This window comes from Erwinia sp. TECH1 (assembly GCF_054057575.1).
In genome coordinates this window covers 1,574,265-1,592,952 of record NZ_JBSRZK010000001.1, presented here as the reverse complement: position 1 = coordinate 1,592,952, position 18,688 = coordinate 1,574,265, and the positions used below count along the sequence as shown (strand labels likewise).

Annotated in this window: 17 protein-coding genes; 7 read left to right on the top strand and 10 right to left on the bottom strand. The window is 54.4% G+C overall.

What is annotated here, in order from left to right:
* Positions 1 to 70: 70 nt before the first annotated feature.
* The gene (bioA, locus tag ACVWZ0_RS07485; RefSeq protein ID WP_253454840.1) at positions 71 to 1,360 is read left to right on the top strand and encodes an adenosylmethionine--8-amino-7-oxononanoate transaminase; all 1,290 of its coding nucleotides are present in this window, start codon (positions 71 to 73) and stop codon (positions 1,358 to 1,360) included.
* Positions 1,361 to 1,369: 9 nt separating this feature from the next.
* Here the strand turns inward: bioA and ACVWZ0_RS07480 are convergent, their stop codons facing one another.
* The 4 genes from ACVWZ0_RS07480 to ACVWZ0_RS07465 form a co-directional block, all read right to left on the bottom strand.
* Positions 1,370 to 2,407 (bottom strand): fimbrial protein, encoded by a 1,038-nt coding sequence (locus tag ACVWZ0_RS07480; protein ID WP_253454841.1) that lies wholly within the window; start codon positions 2,405 to 2,407, stop codon positions 1,370 to 1,372.
* A gap of 37 nt (positions 2,408 to 2,444) precedes the next feature.
* Positions 2,445 to 4,919: a fimbria/pilus outer membrane usher protein gene (locus ACVWZ0_RS07475; RefSeq protein WP_253454842.1), complete on the bottom strand. Its 2,475-nt coding sequence runs from the start codon at positions 4,917 to 4,919 to the stop codon at positions 2,445 to 2,447.
* A 23-nt stretch (positions 4,920 to 4,942) separates the two neighbouring features.
* A complete protein-coding gene (locus ACVWZ0_RS07470; RefSeq protein WP_253454843.1) occupies positions 4,943 to 5,683 on the bottom strand; it encodes a fimbrial biogenesis chaperone in 741 nt (246 codons plus the stop codon).
* Positions 5,684 to 5,752: 69 nt separating this feature from the next.
* Complete coding sequence (locus ACVWZ0_RS07465; protein ID WP_253454844.1) at positions 5,753 to 6,352, bottom strand: fimbrial protein; 600 nt, start codon at positions 6,350 to 6,352, stop codon at positions 5,753 to 5,755.
* A gap of 657 nt (positions 6,353 to 7,009) precedes the next feature.
* Between ACVWZ0_RS07465 and ACVWZ0_RS07460 the strand changes: the two genes are divergently transcribed.
* From ACVWZ0_RS07460 to ACVWZ0_RS07450, 3 genes are read left to right on the top strand one after another with little or no spacing between them, the layout of a single operon-like run.
* Positions 7,010 to 8,062, top strand: a complete 1,053-nt coding sequence (locus ACVWZ0_RS07460; protein ID WP_253454845.1) for an NADP-dependent oxidoreductase — start codon at positions 7,010 to 7,012, stop codon at positions 8,060 to 8,062.
* Position 8,063: 1 nt separating this feature from the next.
* Complete coding sequence (locus ACVWZ0_RS07455; RefSeq protein WP_253454846.1) at positions 8,064 to 8,744, top strand: type 1 glutamine amidotransferase domain-containing protein; 681 nt, start codon at positions 8,064 to 8,066, stop codon at positions 8,742 to 8,744.
* A gap of 14 nt (positions 8,745 to 8,758) precedes the next feature.
* A complete protein-coding gene (locus ACVWZ0_RS07450; RefSeq protein WP_253454847.1) occupies positions 8,759 to 9,235 on the top strand; it encodes a kinase inhibitor in 477 nt (158 codons plus the stop codon).
* A gap of 33 nt (positions 9,236 to 9,268) precedes the next feature.
* Here ACVWZ0_RS07450 and pgl read toward each other — a convergent pair whose 3' ends face one another.
* Entirely contained in the window at positions 9,269 to 10,264 is a 996-nt protein-coding gene (pgl, locus tag ACVWZ0_RS07445; RefSeq protein WP_253454848.1) for a 6-phosphogluconolactonase, read from the bottom strand.
* 149 nt (positions 10,265 to 10,413) lie between these two features.
* On the opposite strand from pgl, the gene ACVWZ0_RS07440 reads away from it, so the two are divergent.
* Complete coding sequence (locus ACVWZ0_RS07440) at positions 10,414 to 11,232, top strand: pyridoxal phosphatase (protein WP_253454849.1); 819 nt, start codon at positions 10,414 to 10,416, stop codon at positions 11,230 to 11,232.
* 319 nt (positions 11,233 to 11,551) lie between these two features.
* Here ACVWZ0_RS07440 and modC read toward each other — a convergent pair whose 3' ends face one another.
* The 4 genes from modC to ACVWZ0_RS07420 all read right to left on the bottom strand — a co-directional run bounded on the left by modC (position 11,552) and on the right by ACVWZ0_RS07420 (position 14,367).
* Positions 11,552 to 12,610 (bottom strand): molybdenum ABC transporter ATP-binding protein ModC, encoded by a 1,059-nt coding sequence (modC, locus tag ACVWZ0_RS07435; protein ID WP_253454850.1) that lies wholly within the window; start codon positions 12,608 to 12,610, stop codon positions 11,552 to 11,554.
* Entirely contained in the window at positions 12,604 to 13,299 is a 696-nt protein-coding gene (gene modB / locus ACVWZ0_RS07430) for a molybdate ABC transporter permease subunit (RefSeq protein ID WP_253454851.1), read from the bottom strand. Before modB ends, modC begins: the two co-directional genes overlap by 7 nt.
* Positions 13,296 to 14,066, bottom strand: coding sequence for a molybdate ABC transporter substrate-binding protein (gene modA / locus ACVWZ0_RS07425; protein WP_253454852.1), 771 nt, complete (start codon positions 14,064 to 14,066; stop codon positions 13,296 to 13,298). The genes modB and modA overlap by 4 nt, the downstream gene beginning before the upstream one ends.
* A gap of 145 nt (positions 14,067 to 14,211) precedes the next feature.
* On the bottom strand, positions 14,212 to 14,367 hold the full coding sequence (locus tag ACVWZ0_RS07420; RefSeq protein WP_253454853.1) for an AcrZ family multidrug efflux pump-associated protein: 156 nt from the start codon (positions 14,365 to 14,367) through the stop codon (positions 14,212 to 14,214).
* Positions 14,368 to 14,511: 144 nt separating this feature from the next.
* Here ACVWZ0_RS07420 and modE point away from each other — a divergent pair, with 144 nt between their 5' ends.
* Both modE and modF read left to right on the top strand, forming a co-directional pair.
* Positions 14,512 to 15,291 (top strand): molybdenum-dependent transcriptional regulator, encoded by a 780-nt coding sequence (gene modE, locus ACVWZ0_RS07415; RefSeq protein WP_253454854.1) that lies wholly within the window; start codon positions 14,512 to 14,514, stop codon positions 15,289 to 15,291.
* Positions 15,292 to 15,367: 76 nt separating this feature from the next.
* Entirely contained in the window at positions 15,368 to 16,831 is a 1,464-nt protein-coding gene (gene modF, locus ACVWZ0_RS07410; RefSeq protein WP_253454855.1) for a molybdate ABC transporter ATP-binding protein ModF, read from the top strand.
* A 498-nt stretch (positions 16,832 to 17,329) separates the two neighbouring features.
* On the opposite strand, the gene ACVWZ0_RS07405 is transcribed toward modF, so the two are convergent.
* Positions 17,330 to 18,013: a hypothetical protein gene (locus ACVWZ0_RS07405; protein ID WP_253454856.1), complete on the bottom strand. Its 684-nt coding sequence runs from the start codon at positions 18,011 to 18,013 to the stop codon at positions 17,330 to 17,332.
* Positions 18,014 to 18,688 lie beyond the last annotated feature (675 nt).

The window sequence follows — 18,688 nt, the reverse complement described above, 5'->3', positions numbered from 1 at the left end:
AAAGATCTCATGTTCATTTTACGGTTATACTTGTAAACTAAATTTTTTAATTTTGGTTTACAAGTATTTTATGACCCCTCTCGACCTCGCTTTTGACCGCGACCATATCTGGCATCCCTACACGTCAATGAGCAAACCGCTGCCGGTGTATCCGGTGGTCGCGGCCTCTGGCACCTCGCTGCAGCTGGCTGATGGCCGCGAGCTGGTGGACGGCATGTCTTCCTGGTGGGCAGCTATCCACGGCTATAACCATCCGCGCCTGAACCAGGCGATGCACGCGCAGATCGAGCAGATGTCGCACGTGATGTTTGGCGGGATCACCCATCCTGCGGCCGTGGCGCTCTGTCGTCGTCTGGTAGAGATGACGCCACAGGGGCTGGAGTGCGTTTTTCTGGCGGATTCGGGCTCGGTAGCCGTTGAGGTTGCCATGAAAATGGCGCTGCAATATTGTCAGGCGCGCGGCGAAAGGCGTCAGCGCTTTCTGACGCTGCGCAACGGCTATCACGGCGATACCTTTGCCGCGATGTCGGTATGCGATCCACAGAACTCCATGCATTCGCTCTATCAGGGCTATCTGCCGAACCACCTGTTCGCCGCCGCGCCGGGCTGCGGGTTCGACGATGAGTGGCAGGAAAGCGATATCGCCGATTTTGCCCGTCTGATTGGCGAACAGGCGCACGAGCTGGCCGCGGTGATCCTGGAACCCATCGTGCAGGGCGCGGGCGGAATGCGCTTCTATCATCCGCGCTATCTGCAAGGCGTGCGCGAGCTGTGCGATCGCCACAACGTGCTGCTGATAGCCGATGAAATCGCGACCGGCTTTGGCCGTACCGGCAAGCTTTTCGCCTGCGATCACGCCGGGATATCGCCTGATATTCTGTGCGTTGGCAAAGCGCTGACCGGCGGCACCATGACGCTTTCCGCCACGCTGACCACGCGCGAGGTTGCCAATACCATCAGCAACGGCGAGGCGGGCTGTTTTATGCACGGCCCGACGTTTATGGGCAATCCGCTGGCCTGCGCGGTGGCCAGCGAAAGCCTGGCGATGCTGCAGGAAAATCGCTGGCAGCGGCAGGTAAGCGCGATTGAAGCGCAGCTGAAAGCCGCGCTGCTGCCGCTAAAAGCGCAGCCGGAAGTGGCGGATGCCAGGGTACTGGGTGCGATTGGCGTTATCGAAACTCGTCGACCGGTGAATATGGCGGCGCTGCAGCGCTTTTTCGTTGAGCGCGGCGTCTGGATCCGTCCTTTCGGCAGGCTTATCTATTTAATGCCGCCTTACGTTATCGAGCCGGAAGCGCTGCAAAAGCTGACAACAGCGATAGCGGCGGCGGTTGCCTGCCCCACGCTGTTTTTATCCTGACGACGGCGATCAGTCATAGTCAAAATAAATAGTCGCGGTGGCAACGACCGACCCTGGACTGAGATTAGCCGGATCGAACACCTTATAGGCAGCGTTCAGGTTAATGGCGCTGGCATGAATGTCGGCGCCTTTGGTAATCGACAGCAGCGAAGTGGCTTCGCCTGCCGCCGTCCCGCCTGACAGAGAAACGGCCTTACCGGCGCTGTCGCTCAAGACGATGCCGACGCCCTGCGAGCTGGAGCGGCTGTTACGCATAATCTGCTGGCTGTTCTCCACCAGGTCGGCGCTATAGAGCCAGGCATTAACCGAACGCGTAGCGCCACCCGCCAGGGTTGCAGAGCAGCTGATCGGCAGCGTAAAAGAGGTACTGTCGGTGGCAATGCCGTTACGCAGCATATTCAACGACACCCTGGGTAGCGTCACCTGCTGATCCGGCATTTCACAGGTGGTTTCCGCCGGGTTAAAGGTCACCGTCAGGGACTGATAGCCCAGGTAATCATTGTTCCAGTTGCCCGAAGCCGCCACTTCAGCCGCCTGCTCCACCGTAGGCGTGGAGCCAATAAAGTTGGCGTTATGCATCACCATGGTCACGATCTCCGCGCTCCCGGCGTCGGTCACCTTGTAAAATTTGCTGTCGGTTACGCCCGGATCGCTGTCCAGTAAGGTGGCGGTAAGCTGATAGCTAAAATCCGAGCCTTGCAGCGTTCTGTCGCCGTTTTCATAATCTATCTTTTCGATAAATCCACTGGTCTGAAGTTTTATCCAGCGTGCCGTGCCCGCTGCGTTAACAAACTTCACCCAAAAGCCATTTTGTATCGGGCTGACAAAGTGCACCGCGTTGCTATTGAAAATAAGATAGCATGTCACCGGCACTGACCAGGTTGCCGTTCGGGTTTCGCTGTGGCTATCCTGCGCGGTCAGCAAACCTGAAAGGTTCAGGCTGTCGTTGGCCTTTACCGTCGAACCGCTTATAAGGGTACAGCCCGCCTGCACGCCTGCGGAAACAGCGCACAACCCGAGCAGTAACGCTATCCAGTATTTTTTCATGATGACTCCCTGAAAATGAATGCGGCGCCTTTTCGGCTTAGCGCACGCAAAAAGAGGTCTGCGCCGCGTTGGCTAAATGGATCCGGCACGTTTTACTTTCCTGCCCTTCCGTCAGCTGCACGTGCAGCCATTCGGGGAGCTGCTTCGCTTTGAGATAAATCAGGCTGCCCTGCGCTACGTAGCCCAGCGAGTTGCCTTCTGCATCGGTGACGCCGGCCCCAAAAGGCAAAGGCTGCCCGTTATCAAACAGCGCTTTGAAGGTAAACACGGCACGCGTGTCGGTTTTATATTGCACATAGTTAATGCTGCCTGCCCAGGGCGTCACGCGTCCGATATTGCCCAGCAGTTCGCCCTCGCTTTCACCGCGAGGGTTATCCAACAGATAAGTGTTCATACGGTAAGGCGTGACGGAAGGAACCAGAACCCGGCCTGCGCGGTTGGTTCTCATATTGGGATTGCCGTTGACCGTGGCCTGAGCAATACCCGGCGCGTCCAGGATCACAAAAGTATTGCCCGTGTTGCCTGAAGCCAGCACGCCATCGCGCCAGAGTACGGCGCTGCCGCTGGCGCCTATGCCAAGCTGACGGAAATCGCTCGCCTCGCTGTACTGACCCGTTAACTTTGCATAAGGCGTGCGCCAGGCGCTGTAGGCACCAAACTTTGCGCTGTGTCCGGTACGGTCATGGCTGAAGTTAAGGCTGTAGTCCAGGCTTTCCAGCGAGCTGTTGACCCCGGCTTCCATACCGCTATATTTACCGTCCTGCGACGAGGTACGCAGCGTGACGCTGTGGCGGTTGCCGGACAGAGAGAGTGGAATAGTAACGGCCAGGTCGATCCGCTGCTCATCGTAGCTTTTGCTGCTGTAACGCCGCTCTTCTTCGCTGCCGTCATATTCATAATGATTGCGGCGAAAGGCCAGGCTCCACGTCGCTTTTTTGTACAGGTTGCTGTAGGTCAGACTGTATTGCTTTAGCATGCGATCGCTGTTCCAGTACTGACGCCACAAGCCGTCAATCGCAATCCGTCCCCAGCCCGGCGGCAGGGTCTGATCGAGGTTAACGCTGAAGCTCTGTTTGCTTCGCAGGTATTGCTTACCGTTCTCCTCACGCGCTAGCGCATTGGTTTGTACCGTGTCATACAGGGAAAGATAGCGCGCCGTATTGTAATAGTAAGTCGCCAGCGTCAGGTTGGTTTTGGTCATAAAGAAGCGGCTGTAAGCTAATTTCCAGCGCTCTCCCTGCATCGACTCCCCACTGTTCAGATGCGCGCGGGCCATGTCCACATTGGTTGAAAATGATCCGACCCGTGGCAAACTAAACGCGCCGCCCAGCAGAAAAGAAGCATAATCCTGGCTTAGCGTGGCGCCGCTATAGAGCGTCAGATAGTTATTAATGCCGTGTGAGCCATTGCCCTGAACAAAGGCCGGGTGTAAATCCACGTCATGCAGCTGAACGTTACCCGCCGTTAACAGCCACTCTGACGAGCCGCTTCTCAACATATCGGAAACGGTAGAGTAAGGGACGGTAAAACGCTCGGTGATGCCGCCAGCGTTGGCAACTTCTACCGTGAGATCGCTGCGCGATCCGCCAGGCATAAGATCGTCAATAACAAAAGGGCCCGGCGGCACGTTTGTTTGATAAATGGCGCTGCCGTTTTGATAAACGCTGACTACGGCGTTCGCCGTGGCGTTACCGCGAATAACCGGCATATAGGTACGATAAGAATCGGGATACATGCGCTGGTCTTGTTTTAAGGTGATGCCGCGAAAACGTACGTTATCGAACCAGGGCGAATTGGTATAGCTGTCCCCTATCCTGAATAACGAATTAATAGCTGGCAGCGCGCGTTCGACATAGCGGGATTGCGTATTCCATTCTCCCTGGCGACTACGCGTACGTTGAAACTGGCTGTTATCGACCAACTGCCAGTGGGCTAAATTAATGCCGCTGCTGAGTGAAAGAAAAAAGTTATCCGCATTGCCATCGTTGTTATGTTGTTGGAGGTTATTATAGCTGAGGCTGTAATTGGTAAAAGCGCCATTAATCCCTGCATCCCACAGTTCCGGCGCGATCCAGCGGCGATCTTTTTTATCTATCTTGGCCTGAGGAATAGTCAGATTCAGGCGCAGCATTCCTCTGTTAAGCGTGGCCTGTCCGCCGTAAAGTATTTCGGCTACCGGCACCCACTCTTTTTTAGTTATCGCTTTTTTATCAATATATTTAATTGGCAGAGCTTTAAGCGTTGCGCCTGACAGCCAGAAAGCTTCCCCTGAATCCACTTTCACCGGAAAATTACCGCTCCAGCTGCCGTTAATATAAATATCCAGATCGTAAACTCCGGATAAAATGGTCTGCCCCTGATTATTCCAGTCAGCCTGAGAAGAATCCCCTACCATCAAACTGGTATTGAATGTTTCAGCCGCGTTGACTACAGAGCAGTTCAGAATAATACAGGTGAGATAAAATAGCTTTCCATAGCCTGTTGGGGCAAGCAAATTTACTGTCGCCTTCATTATTTGCTCCTGAATAATTCCTTTTATTTTACTAAATCAATTGTAACAGGGACTCTGCTGCCATAGTCGTCAATATAAGTCAGCTGATACTTGCCGCCTGAAGCGGATACTTTTCCTGCATCAAGAGGCTGACAGGTAAAAGGCGGTACCGAAACGGTTTTACTAATCAGATTATCCTGTTTTTTTCCTTGCTGAACGCGCGTGCTTTTTCCGTCCCATCTCATCAGCTGTATGGCAGTCAGATAAAAAGGCGATGCATTATTGATGCAGACATTCTGGTTTTTCCTTTTCAGGCTCAGGTACCGACCAATATTTTCAGGCGAGATCTTTAGTCCTGTCGGACGCCAAAAAATTTTTATCCGGCTGCGTATAGCGACCTGCATATAGTTAGCCGCCGCATCCAGCTTTTTCGGTACAGGAGGAATATCCAGCACGTTCAGCCAGTACAGCGACTCGCGATCTTTGGCCAGGGTTCTGACCTGATCGTTGTGATTAATCCTTAAAACCTGGCCATCGTTACCCTGAATTTTTACCACCGGGGGAACCACCATAAAGGGCGTTGAGATATTTTCAGGCTTTTCGTTTTGTCTGCCGTCATCTATCCATGCCTGCACCAGATGCTGTTCTTTACTTTTATTGATTAGCTGCACTGAAACACTTTTAGCGTCGGCAGGAAAGATCACGCGGGTTGAATTAATAATAACATTGGCGCTGGCGGCACAGCTGAAGACATAACAGACGATAATAAGCAAAAACTTTTTCACAAACACTCCTGAAATGCCGTCCGGAAGAGACAGGAAAGCCGACGCTCTCCTGTCCGGGTGCAAGGTAGATTATTCGTAGCTGAACGTATAAGTTGCGGTAGTCACTACTGAACCAGTAGAAACGTTGCTGCCGCCGTAGTTGTAATAATGCGCGTAAAGATTAATGTCGCCTGCCGCAGCCGTATCGTAATTCCCACTGGCAGCGGATTGGCTTGTAGCCAGTCCTGTTGCCAGAGCCTCGTTCATTTTTACCAGATCGCTACCGTTTTTAGTGATGGCGATACCGACACCTTCGGCTGAACCCGATTCGTTTTTCAGGTAATTCATATCATCCGAAACATTGGCGCCGGTGAAGACAATATTCAACGACTGTGCAGCCGTGCTGGCGTCATCAAAACCGCTACAGCCCGAAACGGTAATCGTAAAAGGCGTGGCGCTGCTGCCGATCACGCCTGGCGTGGTGCCCATGTCTTCTTTAGTGACAGGCGACACGTTAACGGTAAAGTCCGACCCGCTATTCGTGGTGACATTACAGGTTGTGTCGCTGACCGCGCCGTTAAAGGTAATAGTGCCCCCGGCGACAGAGGTGCCGGTTGCTGCATATACGCTGCCAGTAAAAAGGGTACCCGCCATAGCGGTAGCTAATAATAATTTTTTAAATTCTTCCATAAATTCCCTCTACTTCACATGTTTATGTGGCTGACTTTTTAGATATAAATTCATCAGGAACATTCCAGCTCAGGAATATAGCATTCCTTAAGAAGGCCCCGAGCCTTATTATCGCCCTATTTCTAATTTCTTGTAAATAGTTTTTAGGACAAATCTAATTAAACAGTCCCATCAAAAAGCTTAGCTATTGTTTAGATAAATAGTAAATTATGTTAAGGGTAACGATAAAAATAAATATAAATACATTAATTAACTAACAATACTCTTAAGTTAAACTAAGTTTTGTCAGAAGATTCATAATTTATACCTAAAATTCTGAATTTCTCGCCCGGACAATAATTAAAACATTGTTAATGAAACGCACATCTTCATCAGGAAATACGCAATAACTAACCTATTTATATCCCAATACAAGCTCTATTTTTGCGTTAATTATATGAACGCTTTTACATTGATTGCGCGATAAAGCTTTTAAAAATTGTTAATAATAATTGCGTTGCCGCCCCGGTTTTAACCCACAGGCAAGCAGAAAAAGATTAAAAAGCCTCACTAAATTTCAGTGGCGCTGTTTTACCTGTTTTACGGCCCAGAGCAAAGCGAGCACGAGACATATGCACTACGCTTTTTACGGGTTGTATTTTGTAAAGGAGAAAAACCATGCCGCAAGACAAACAGACAAATCGCCGTATCGTGCTCGCCTCGCGCCCGCATGGCGCACCGACTGAAGCTAACTTTCGTCTGGAGTCACAGCACGTACCAACGCCAGGGAAAGGCCAGATTCTACTTCGGACGATCTGGCTCTCGCTGGATCCTTATATGCGTGGCCGGATGAGCGACGCGCCTTCCTATGTGCCGCCGATCGCCGTTAACGACGTCATGGGCGCGGGCACCGTCGCCATCGTTGAACAATCAAATCATGAAGATTACCAGCCTGGCGACTGGGTAGTCAGCCAGAGCGGCTGGCAGGATTTTGCCCTGTCGGACGGCAAAGATCTGTTTAAGCTCAGCGGCCCCGTGCTGAAACACCCTTCGTGGGCGCTCGGCATGCTGGGGATGACCGGTTTTACCGCCTATATGGGCCTGTTGGATATTGGTAATCCGCAGCCGGGCGAAACCGTGGTCGTGGCGGCGGCAACCGGCGCGGTCGGCTCTATGGTAGGCCAGATAGCGAAGCTGAAAGGCTGTTACGTGGTGGGTATTGCCGGTGGCGAAGAAAAATGCCGCTACGCCGAAGATGTGCTGGGCTTTGACCGCTGCCTCAACCATCGGTCAGGCGACTTATCAGAATCGCTTAAACGCTACTGCCGCGACGGTATCGACGTCTATTTTGAAAGCGTCGGCGGCCCGGTATTTGACGCCGTCCTGCCGCTGATGAATACCAAAGGCCGTATCCCGGTCTGCGGCCTGATCGCCGACTACAACAGCAAGGATGCGCCGGAAGGGCCAAATCGCCTGCCGCTTTTCCAGAGCGCCATCCTGCGTAAGCGCCTGCACGTTCAGGGCTTTATTATCAATCAGGATTACGGTCATCGCTTTAACGAATTTTTCCAGCAGATGAGTCAGTGGGTCGCGGAGGATCGTTTTGTTTTCCGCGAAGACATAGTAGAGGGTCTGGACAACGCGCCGGAAACCTTTATCGGCATGCTCGAAGGTAAAAACTTCGGTAAAGTGCTGATTAAAGTGGCTGGCGACACGCCAACAGGAGCCTGAAATGAAAATTTTAATGGTGCTGACTTCGCATGACCGACTTGGCGAAACCGGCAAAAAAACCGGTTTCTGGCTGGAGGAATTCGCAGCGCCTTATTACATTTTCCGCGATGCGGGCATCAACGTGGTGCTGGCGTCGCCCGCTGGCGGACACCCGCCGCTGGATCCCAAAAGCGACGAGCCGGATGCGCAAAGCGCCGATACCGAACGCTTCCGTAAAGATATTGCCGCTCAGCAGGCGCTGGCCAATACCCAGCAGCTGGGCAACATCGATAGCAGCAAATTCGACGCGGTGTTTTATGCCGGCGGCCACGGCCCGCTCTGGGATCTGGCGGAGGATCGGCAGAGCATTGAACTGATTGAGAGTTTTTACGCTAACGGCAAACCGGTCGGCGCGGTCTGCCACGCGCCGGGCGTGCTGAAGCGGGCGAAAAAGCCGGACGGTTCGCCACTGGTGGCCGGAAAACGCGTGACGGGCTTCAGCAACAGTGAAGAAAGCGCCGTCGGGCTGACGAATGTGGTACCTTTCCTGGTTGAGGATGCGCTGAGAGGGCTGGGCGGCAACTATGAAAAAACCCATGACTGGGGCAGTTTCGCCATTACGGACGGTCACCTGGTGACCGGCCAGAATCCCGCATCCTCCGTCGCCGCAGCCGAGGAGCTGCTGAAACTGCTTCATCAATAATGCCAGGAGGGGAAATGAAACTCTTTAGTCAGGATTTTAACGACGGCGACAAGCTACCGGCGCGCCAGGTTTTTAACGGGATGGGCTACGAAGGCGATAACCTGTCGCCGCATCTGACCTGGGATGACGTGCCCGCCGGCACCAAAAGTTTTGTCGTCACCTGTTTTGATCCCGATGCGCCAACTGGCTCCGGCTGGTGGCACTGGGGCGTGGCCAACCTGCCTGCCGACACGCGCGTGCTGCCGCAGGGCGCAGGCTCCGGCGTGGCCGAACTGCCTTCCGGTGCGGTGCAGACCCGCACGGATTTCGGCAAAGCGGGCTATGGCGGCGCGGCACCGCCAAAAGGCGAAAGCCATCGCTACATTTTCACCGTCTATGCGCTGGACGTGGAAAAGCTGGACGTGGACGAGCAGGCGAGCGGCGCGATGCTGGGCTTTAACGTGCATTTCCATCAGCTGGCGAGCGCTTCGCTTACCGCTATCTACAGCTGATAAAAAACAGGCGGCCTTATCGCCGCCTGTCCTTTAAATTTCCGTGATGGTCACCCACATCGGCCCCTGCCCTACCGCATAACGTCCCAGCGGCGTCAGCAGTCCTCTCTCTTCCGCAATGCTATAGACTGCAATATGGTGCGACTTCTGTCCCGCCGCAATCAGGTAGCGACCGCTGGCGTCGATGTTAAAGCCGCGCGGCTGCGTTTCCGTTGGCTGATGGCCCTCAATCGTCAACAGTCCGCCGTCCTCGCTGACGCTGAACGTGGTCAGTACGCTGGCGGTACGGTCGCAGGCGTAAAGGTGACGACCGTTCGGGGTCAGGCGAATATCCGCCGCCCAGCGCGTGTCGCTGAAGCCTGCGGGCATCATATCCAGGCTCTGCACGCGTTCGACTTCGCCATGCGCGTTATTCAGCTGCCAGACGTCGACCGTACTGTCCAGTTCGTTTACGCAGTAGGCGTACTGCTGGTTCGGATGAAACACCATATGGCGCGGGCCAGCGCCCTCAACCGTATTGACCTGAGGCTGCGCGTGCGGCAGCAGCTGACCGTCTTCCTGTAAATCAAACAGACAGATGCGATCCTGTTTTAGCGCCGGGACGAACAGCGTTTCGTTTTTAAGATCGATGTTAGCCGAGTGGCAGCCATCCAGCCCTTTAATCACCTGCAACGGTTCGCCCGGCAGGCCTTGCGCATCGATCGGCGTGACGCTGACGCAGGCGTCGTTATAGGAACCGGTAAAAATAAAGCGTCCCTGAAGATCGGTAGAAATATGGGTCGGGCTGCCCGGCAGCGGCGCTTCTGCCGCTTTGGTCAGCTTGCCTTCGCTGTCGATATGAAAAGCGATAACGCGGAAATCAGGACGGATACCGACATACAGAAAAGCTTTATTCGGGCTGACCACCATTGGCTGAACCTGGCCTGGCAGATCGACCACCTGCAGCAGCGTCAGCGCGCCCTGCGGGTCAAGCTGCCAGGCATGGATCTGCCCGCTTTCCGGGCTGGCGGTATAAACGACTTGTTTCATAAATGCTCCTTTTTCAGGTCAATCGGGTCTGCTTCAGCGTAGCGCGTTTTCGCAGGCCACGCAGGCGGATTTGTGCCGGACGATTTTGTCAGCGCCGCCACAGGGTGTAGACTCAAAAATTCGTTTTCAAACCACATTCGGAACGATTTATGAGTTATCGCGTTATTGCTTTAGATCTGGACGGTACGCTGCTGACGCCGCGTAAGACCATTCTTCCTGAATCGCTGGAAGCGCTGCAAAAGGCCCGGCAGGCTGGCGTAAAAATTGTGATAGTGACCGGCCGCCATCACGTCGCTATCCACCCTTTTTATCAGGCGCTGGCGCTCGACACACCTGCAATCTGCTGTAATGGCACCTATTTGTATGATTATCAAGCAAAAAAGGTGATATCTGCCGATCCGCTGCCGCAGGATCAGGCGCTGCGGGTGATTGAGATGCTGGACGAGGCCGCCATTCATGGCCTGCTGTATGTTGATAACGCGATGCTTTACCAGGCCGAAACCGGCCATGTAACCCGCACCATTAACTGGGGGCTGTCGCTGCCGGAACATCAGCGTCCGGTGTTTATTAAGGTGCCGAGCCTGAGCAAGGCGGCAGAAGAAGCGGAATCGATCTGGAAATTTGCCATATCCCATCCCGATACCCGCGCGCTGCAACAGTTTGCCGACAGCGTGGAGCAGGAAATGGGCCTGGCCTGCGAATGGTCCTGGCACGATCAGGTCGATATTGCCAAAGCGGGCAACAGCAAAGGCAAACGGCTGGCGGAGTGGGTTGAATCTGAAGGCTATCGGATGAGCGATGTGCTGGCCTTTGGCGATAACTATAATGACCTGAGCATGCTGGAAAACGTCGGGCTGGGCGTGGCGATGGGCAACGCCGACGACGCCATCAAGGCACGCGCGCATCGGACGATCGGCACCAATCTGGAGCCGGGTATCGCACAGACTATTTATCAGGAAGTGCTGTAGCGGCTTTACCGATGGCAGGCGATCGGCAGCAGTCTGGCGCTGGGTATCGCACAGACTATTTATCAGGAAGTGCTGTAGCGGCTTTGCCGGTGGCAGGCGATCGGCAGCAGTCTGGAACCGGGTATCGCACAGACTATTTATCAGGAAGTGCTGTAGCGGCCTTGCCGATGGCAGGCGATCGGCAGCAGTCTGGCGCTGGGGATTGCACAGACTATTTATCAGGAAGTGCTTTAGCGGCTTTGCTCATAGTGTCCGCCTGTTGACGCGGGCGAAAAGCGATACCTGCGTCAACGAAACGATCACACGGCAACTGTCCCCGTCAGGCGGCGATCGCCACGCTTTTGATCTGGGCGTAGAGCCACATGCCCGGTTTAATCATCAGCTCATCCCGCGCCCAGGGCGTAATGCGCGCCCAGAGTTCGCTTTGCCCTATCAGCAGCTTCACCTCGACCTGATTATCGATATCCAGCAGCTCGCCGACCTGCGCCGGAATGACGTTGCGGATAGTGCTGTTCAGCGGCGGCTGCAGCACCAGCGAGACGTCGGCGGCCTGAATGCGAATGCGCAGCGGCGTTTTCAGCGGCGCGTCGATGCGGTTAACCCAGATATGCTGATCGCCCAGCGAAAGGGCCGTCATCGCATAGTGCGGATGCTGCTCCAGCACCTGAACGCGCAGCACGCTGCTTTGCTCCGCGCGCGGCAGCCACGGCCGCATGGCGCTGCTGGCCCAGACTTTTTCCAGCGCGCCCAGCGCTTTCACTTCGCCTTTATCCAGCACCAGCACGTTATCCGCCAGCTGGATAATCTCTTCAAGGCTGTGGCTGACGTACAGCACCGGAATGGCCACCTGTTTCGCCAGCGCCTGCAAATAGGGCAGCAGCTCACGCTTGCGCGGCAGATCCAACGAGGCCAGCGGCTCATCCATCAGCAAAATTTCCGGCGCGCTGAGCAGAGCGCGGCCTATCGCCACCCGCTGTTTTTCTCCGCCGGACAGCGAAAAAGGAAAACGCGACAGCAGCTCGCCGATGCCTAGCAGCGCTACCAGTTCATCGAACTGCGAGCGCATCGTTTTCGCCATGCCGTATTCCAGGTTGCCTTTCACCTTGTAGTGCGGAAAGAGGCGCGCATCCTGAAAAACATAGCCGATACGGCGCTTTTCCGGCGGCAGGTTCACGCTGGTCTGAGCATCGAACAGCACCCTGTCGTTCAGGGAAATATGTCCTTCCTGCGGCGTGGTCAGGCCGCCGATAGCGTTAATAAGTGACGTCTTGCCGGCGCCAGAGACGCCGAAAACAGCCGTGATGCCTTGCGCCGGTATGTTTGCGTTTACCTGCAAAGTGTGGTCGCCAAGGCGCTGGACAATATCAAGCTCTAACATGGCATCCCCAACTTTTTGCGTCCCCGACGCGCCAGCCATTCCGCCAGCCACAGCGAACAAAGCGCCAGCGCAATAGCGATCAGGCAAAGCCTGGCCGCCGCGTTTTCCGCGCCCGGCGTTTCAATCAGCGTATACATGGCGGAAGGAAGCGTGCGGGTTTCGCCAGGAATATTGGACACAAAGGTGATGGTCGCGCCGAATTCGCCCAGCGAACGGGCGAAGGCGAGCACCGTGCCGGCGATAATGCCGGGCAGCGTCAGCGGCAAGGTGATGGTGAAAAACACCCGCCAGCGGCCTGCGCCCAGCGTGCGCGCCGCCAGCTCCAGCCGACCGTCAACGCCTTCCAGCGCCAGGCGAATTGCCCGTACCATCAGCGGAAAAGCGACCACGGCAGAGGCCAGCGCCGCGCCGCGCCAGCTAAAGGCGAAGGTAAAGCCGAACCAGTCGTAGAGATACTGGCCGATAAAGCCGCGTCTGCCGAATCCAATCAGCAGCAGATAGCCGACCACCACCGGCGGCAGCACCAGCGGCAGGTGGATCAGGCTGTCGAGCAGCGTCTTGCCGGGAAACCGGCAGCGTACCAGCACCCAGGCCGCTGCTATGCCCAACGGCAGGCTGAACAGCACCGCCACGCTGGAGACTTTCAGGCTGAGCAGAACCGCCTGCCATTCGGGATCGCTTAATATCACAGAGGCGTAAATCCGTAGTGTTTAAACACGGCCGCAGCTTCCGGCCCTTTCAGATAATGATAAAACGCGGCGACGCCGGCGGTATCATGCCCTTTCACTTTCGCCATTGGATATTCCACCGGCTTGTGGCTGTCTGCCGGGAAAACGCCAACCACGGCCACTTTGCTGCTGGCTACCGCATCGGAGCCATACACGATGCCGTAAGGCGTTTCATTGCGCTCCACCAGTGCCAGCGCGGCGCGCACGCTGTTGCCTCTCGCCAGCATCGGCTCCAGCGTTGACCAGGCGCCCAGCGACTGCAATGCTTCCTTGGCGTAGAGCCCTGCCGGAACATGATCGGGATCGCCTACGGACAGACGCTGGCCCTGCAACAGGCTTTTCCAGTCGGTGTTTTTCGACAGCGTGACTCGCGGCGATTTCGCTTCTTTCGGCGCTACCAGCACCAGCTCGTTGCCTAACAGCGTATAGCGGCTGGCTTCTTCAATGCTTTTTTTCTGCGCCGCGTAATCCATCCACTGCTGATCGGCAGAGATAAAAAGATCGGCGGGCGCGCCCTGCTCTATCTGCCGCGCCAGCGTAGAAGAAGAGGCAAAAGAGGAGACAATTTTTACCTCTTTTCCCTGCTGGTAGCGATTAGCGATATCCTGCAACGCGTTGGTTAAGGAGGCGGCGGCAAAAACGGTAATTTTTTCAGCCGCTACGGCCTGGCCGGTCAGGCTTGCCGTTACCACGGCACCGATCAAGAAAGGGCGTAATTTCACAGACATGGTCTTCTCCGAAGGTCTCGTTATGTAGCCTTCACTATAACGATTTAACAACCGGTGTCATAAAGATTATCGGCATAAACGGAGAGAAGTTGAGGCGGCTCGCAAAAAATAGCGCCCGGTGTCGCCGGGCGTATCGGGCAGGGATCTAGCGGCGTTCTTTCGCAGGCTGCTCGTTGCGATGACCAAACTTTGAAATGACGTTAAAGACTTCGCCAAGGCCATAGATCAGGCCAAGGATTATCGCCATCACCACGGGAACCATGAGGATCGCTTCTGCAAGACCGATGAGTAATTCCAGCATGGTATTTTTCCTCACTGAATAAAAGAAGTTATTGTATCCGTAGCGGATAAAAGTGCACTGACCTTTTGTGCGTTTTACCTGTTTTTACGCCCCGCCTGCGCAACAGTGTACAATTCCGGAAACCCTTTTTTGCCAGGAGCGACCATGCAGGCTGAGCTTTCCCTGATCCTGAAATTACAGCAGCGGCTTTTCGCCGATCCCCGCCGTATCGAACTGCTTAAACAGATCGCCGCGACCGGCTCCATCAGCCAGGGCGCGAAAATGGCCGGGATCAGCTATAAAAGCGCCTGGGATGCAATTAACGAGATGAACACGCTGGCCGACCGCACGCTGGTAGAGCGCGCCACGGGCGGCAAAGGCGGCGGCGGCGCGCAGGTCACCGCCTACGGTGACAGACTGATTCAGCTTTTCGCGCTGCTGGAGCAGATTCAGCAGAAAGCGTTCGATGTATTGCAGGATGACGTGCCGCTGGGCAGCCTGCTGGGCGCCATCGCCCGGTTTTCGCTGCAAACCAGCGCCCGCAACCAGCTTTTCGGCACGCTGGTGCAGCGCGACGCGCAGACGGTGCAGCAGCATGTTGAGATCCTGCTGGCCAACGGCGAGACGCGCATCAAAGCCGCGCTGACTGAACAGAGCGCCAATCGCCTTGAACTCACGCCGGGCAAAGAGGTGCTGGTGCTGATAAAAGCGCCGTGGATAGACGTGACCCAATCCGCGAGCAAGGCCGATAACCAGCTCGACGGCGTACTGAGCGAGTTGATTAAGGGCGAGACCCACAGTGAAGCGCTGATCGCGCTGCCGGGCGGCGAAACGCTGTGCGCTACCTTAACCAACCAGCGCGCGCAGGAGCAAAATCTTCAGCCTGGCGCGGCGGTAACAGCACATTTTAATGCCGATCGCGTGATTATCGCCACGCTGCTCTGAAAACGGCGGCACCATTTGACAGCGCCGCCGCTCAGCGTCGATAGTGAAGGGAATAATGCATAAAATGGAATAAACAATGTCTACGTTGCAAATTTCGCAAGGCACGTTTCATCTTAGCGCGACCCGTAACCTGATGCTGCCGTCGCTGACGATCCGGGCTGGCGAAAGCTGGGCTTTTGTGGGCGCTAACGCCAGCGGCAAATCTTCCCTCGCGCGCGCCCTTGCGGGCGAGCTTGCCGCCGCACGAGGCGAAGTCGTCAACACTTTCCGCCCCACTCGTCTTTCGCTTGAGCAGTTACAAAAGTTGGTTTCCGAGGAATGGCAGCGTAACAACACCGATATGCTCAGCCCGGATGAAGAAGATACCGGCCGCACCGCTGCCGACATTATTCAGCAGGAGGTGCGCGATGAGGCACGCTGTCGTCAGCTGGCGGAAACCTTTGGCATCGCTTCGTTGCTCGATCGTCGTTTTAAATATCTCTCGACCGGGGAAACCCGCAAGACGCTGCTCTGCCAGGCGCTGATGGCCGAGCCGGACCTGCTGATCCTCGACGAGCCTTTTGACGGGCTGGACGTTGCGTCGCGCGCCAATCTGGCCCAGGTTCTGGCGCAGCTCCACCAGCAGGGGCACACGCTGGTGCTGGTGCTGAACCGTTTTGACGATATTCCCGACTTTGTCGAACGGGTTGGCGTGCTGGCCGAATGTGAGCTGACGCATGTAGGCGCACGCGAAGCAATCCTGGCCGAGGCGCTGGTCGCCCAGCTGGCACACAGTGAAAACCTGCAGGGGATGGCGCTACCGGAAGCGGACGACGCATCGGCAAAAACGGCGCTGTCATCGCAGACGCCGCTAGTGGTGCTGCGGGACGGCGTAGTCTCTTATAACGATCGCCCTGTTCTTAACCATCTTGACTGGACGGTGCAGGCGGGCGAGCACTGGCAGATCGTCGGCCCGAACGGCGCGGGAAAATCAACGTTGCTGAGCCTGGTAACGGGCGATCATCCCCAGGGCTACAGCAATGACTTAACGCTGTTTGGCCGCCGTCGCGGCAGCGGCGAAACCATCTGGGATATCAAACAGCATATTGGCTACGTCAGCAGCAGCCTGCATCTGGATTACCGCGTCAGCAGCAGCGTGCGCAACGTGATCCTTTCCGGCTATTTTGACTCTATCGGTATTTATCAGGCCGTTTCCGATCGGCAGCAAAAGCTGGCGGAGCAGTGGCTACAGCTGCTGGGGATGCGTGCCGTGGCGGACGCGCCTTTTCAGAGTCTGTCATGGGGGCAGCAGCGGCTGGTGCTGATAGCCCGCGCGCTGGTCAAGCATCCGGCTTTGCTGATCCTGGACGAGCCGCTACAGGGGCTGGATTCGATCAACCGCCAGCTCGTGCGCCGCTTTGTTGACGTGCTGATTGGCGAAGGCGCCACGCAGCTTCTTTTCGTTTCGCACCATGCTGAAGATGCGCCACAGTGCATCACCCATCGCCTGACGTTCGTGCCGGACGGTGACGGCTATCGCTATCAGCAGGACAGGCTCTGAGGCGAGCTTAGGGTCAGCCGTCAGGCTGGCTCAGGCTGCCTGTTCAAAGAAAGGATAGCGCATCGAAGTAACGGCATGGCGTGATGTACGTGGGCAACTCTTGCATAGTATGTAGGGCCAGTCTGGCTGGCGTGGGCGCGGGATGAATATGTAAATCTGAAGCCTGCTAAAATTTTGCAAAAATCTATATAAGGCTTATCTGATGAAGAAAAACAGACATATCAGTGCCGTCATGATGCCTGTTAAACATTTCCATTTTTTGGATTTTTCAACGTAAAAAAAGACCATGTAAAGTATGAATATAAATGATAGTGCCAGCCCACCAAAAACGTTTCCATTACCCCTGTTATTATTTAATGAACCTTGCGGGATAGTCGAATCCATATCGTAGATAACATCGTATTTATCAACCATAGATAAATAAATCAGCACCATGCAAACCAGATAAAAAAGAATAAATGCAATTCTAAAAAACTTATTCATAAAATCATGACCCTGTTACGAGACCAGTCTGGTAAAATGCTGCCAGTTTTTGACAATAAAATCACCATATCGCGTATCTTTTTTGATGCTTTCCAGACTCGGATTGGTGCCCCGGTTATATCTGGCTCCAATAATTCTCACATCATTCATACTGAGCCGAGAGGGTAACTTGTCATAGTCAGCAAGCTGGCGTAAGTGCATAGCCGCGAGGGTAATGTTATAGGCATCTTTTTCAAGACACCGTGATAGCGAGCGGAGTTCTGATGTACTCATCTTGTCTGCATTAAGGCCCATAGTTTTAGCTGCTGTACGCAGTTGCATGCTGACAAAGCCAAACGAGGTTTTAGCCGGCGGAGAGGTTACAGTAAGATTACGATCGATACAGACTGGGCCGCTCCAGTCTATGAAGCGAACTTCAAAAGCAAAACGATCTATAATATCTGGATCACCGCCTACCTCAATCCAGCAGACACCAGCAAGTAATTCTGGGGGCAGTTTATAGCGAAGAGCAGCCGATCTGATAAGCAAACTCTGTTTTTTGACCCAGGTATCTTTAAAACCTCTGGCATAAGATCTGCCACCGCCGAATCTTTCAGGAAGTATTTTCCAACGGAATACATCAAGGAAAGTCCATGAAGGGGATTTTGTCATCTTCCTGCATTGTTCAAAGTTACGCATATCCATATAAAAAATCTCCATTTATTTCTCTATGCTGCTCAATAAAACTGAGCGTTAATATCAGAAACCCTCGCCTTGTTGAGTACCAAAGAAATTTTAAAACGTGCGTTCCACTATGCTTTACTTATCTGACAAATCAGTCCTTACGCATGTTTTATACGACATATGAGTACCTTCGACAACCCAAAATATACTGTATTTTTATAATGATTGTTTTCTTGTGATTGTAGCCTGAATTAAGAACAGACCGTTTATTTCATCCCCAACACTTAGTGCTTTTAAAAAAAGGCGCACTCCCATAATGGCCAGTAACACAGTCGCTCATATCTGGTTCGTAGATTTCGACATTATTCTACCGAGTAAAGCCATGATTATCTGCCCCTGTACGGCCTGAATAACCGCGTATAGTACCGCTACACTTTTTGGTATATACCAACTGCGCCATGCATGACGTAGACATGGCGTAAGTCCGTTCCTGGAGCCTCGGCACGCGTATCCCTGTGTTCGACGGTCGTGTCTCGTCTATACGTCCTGACAAGCGGCGAACGCTCGCCTGCCTGGATGTTAGCGCTACTCTTTTCGTTCTTTTAGTATGTTGGCACTAATAGCTCGCGCAGCCTTAGTATGTTGGCACTAAACACCAACGATGGTTTCAAGGTGCCGGTGTGCCAGAGCGTCATCCGATTAATCTGATAT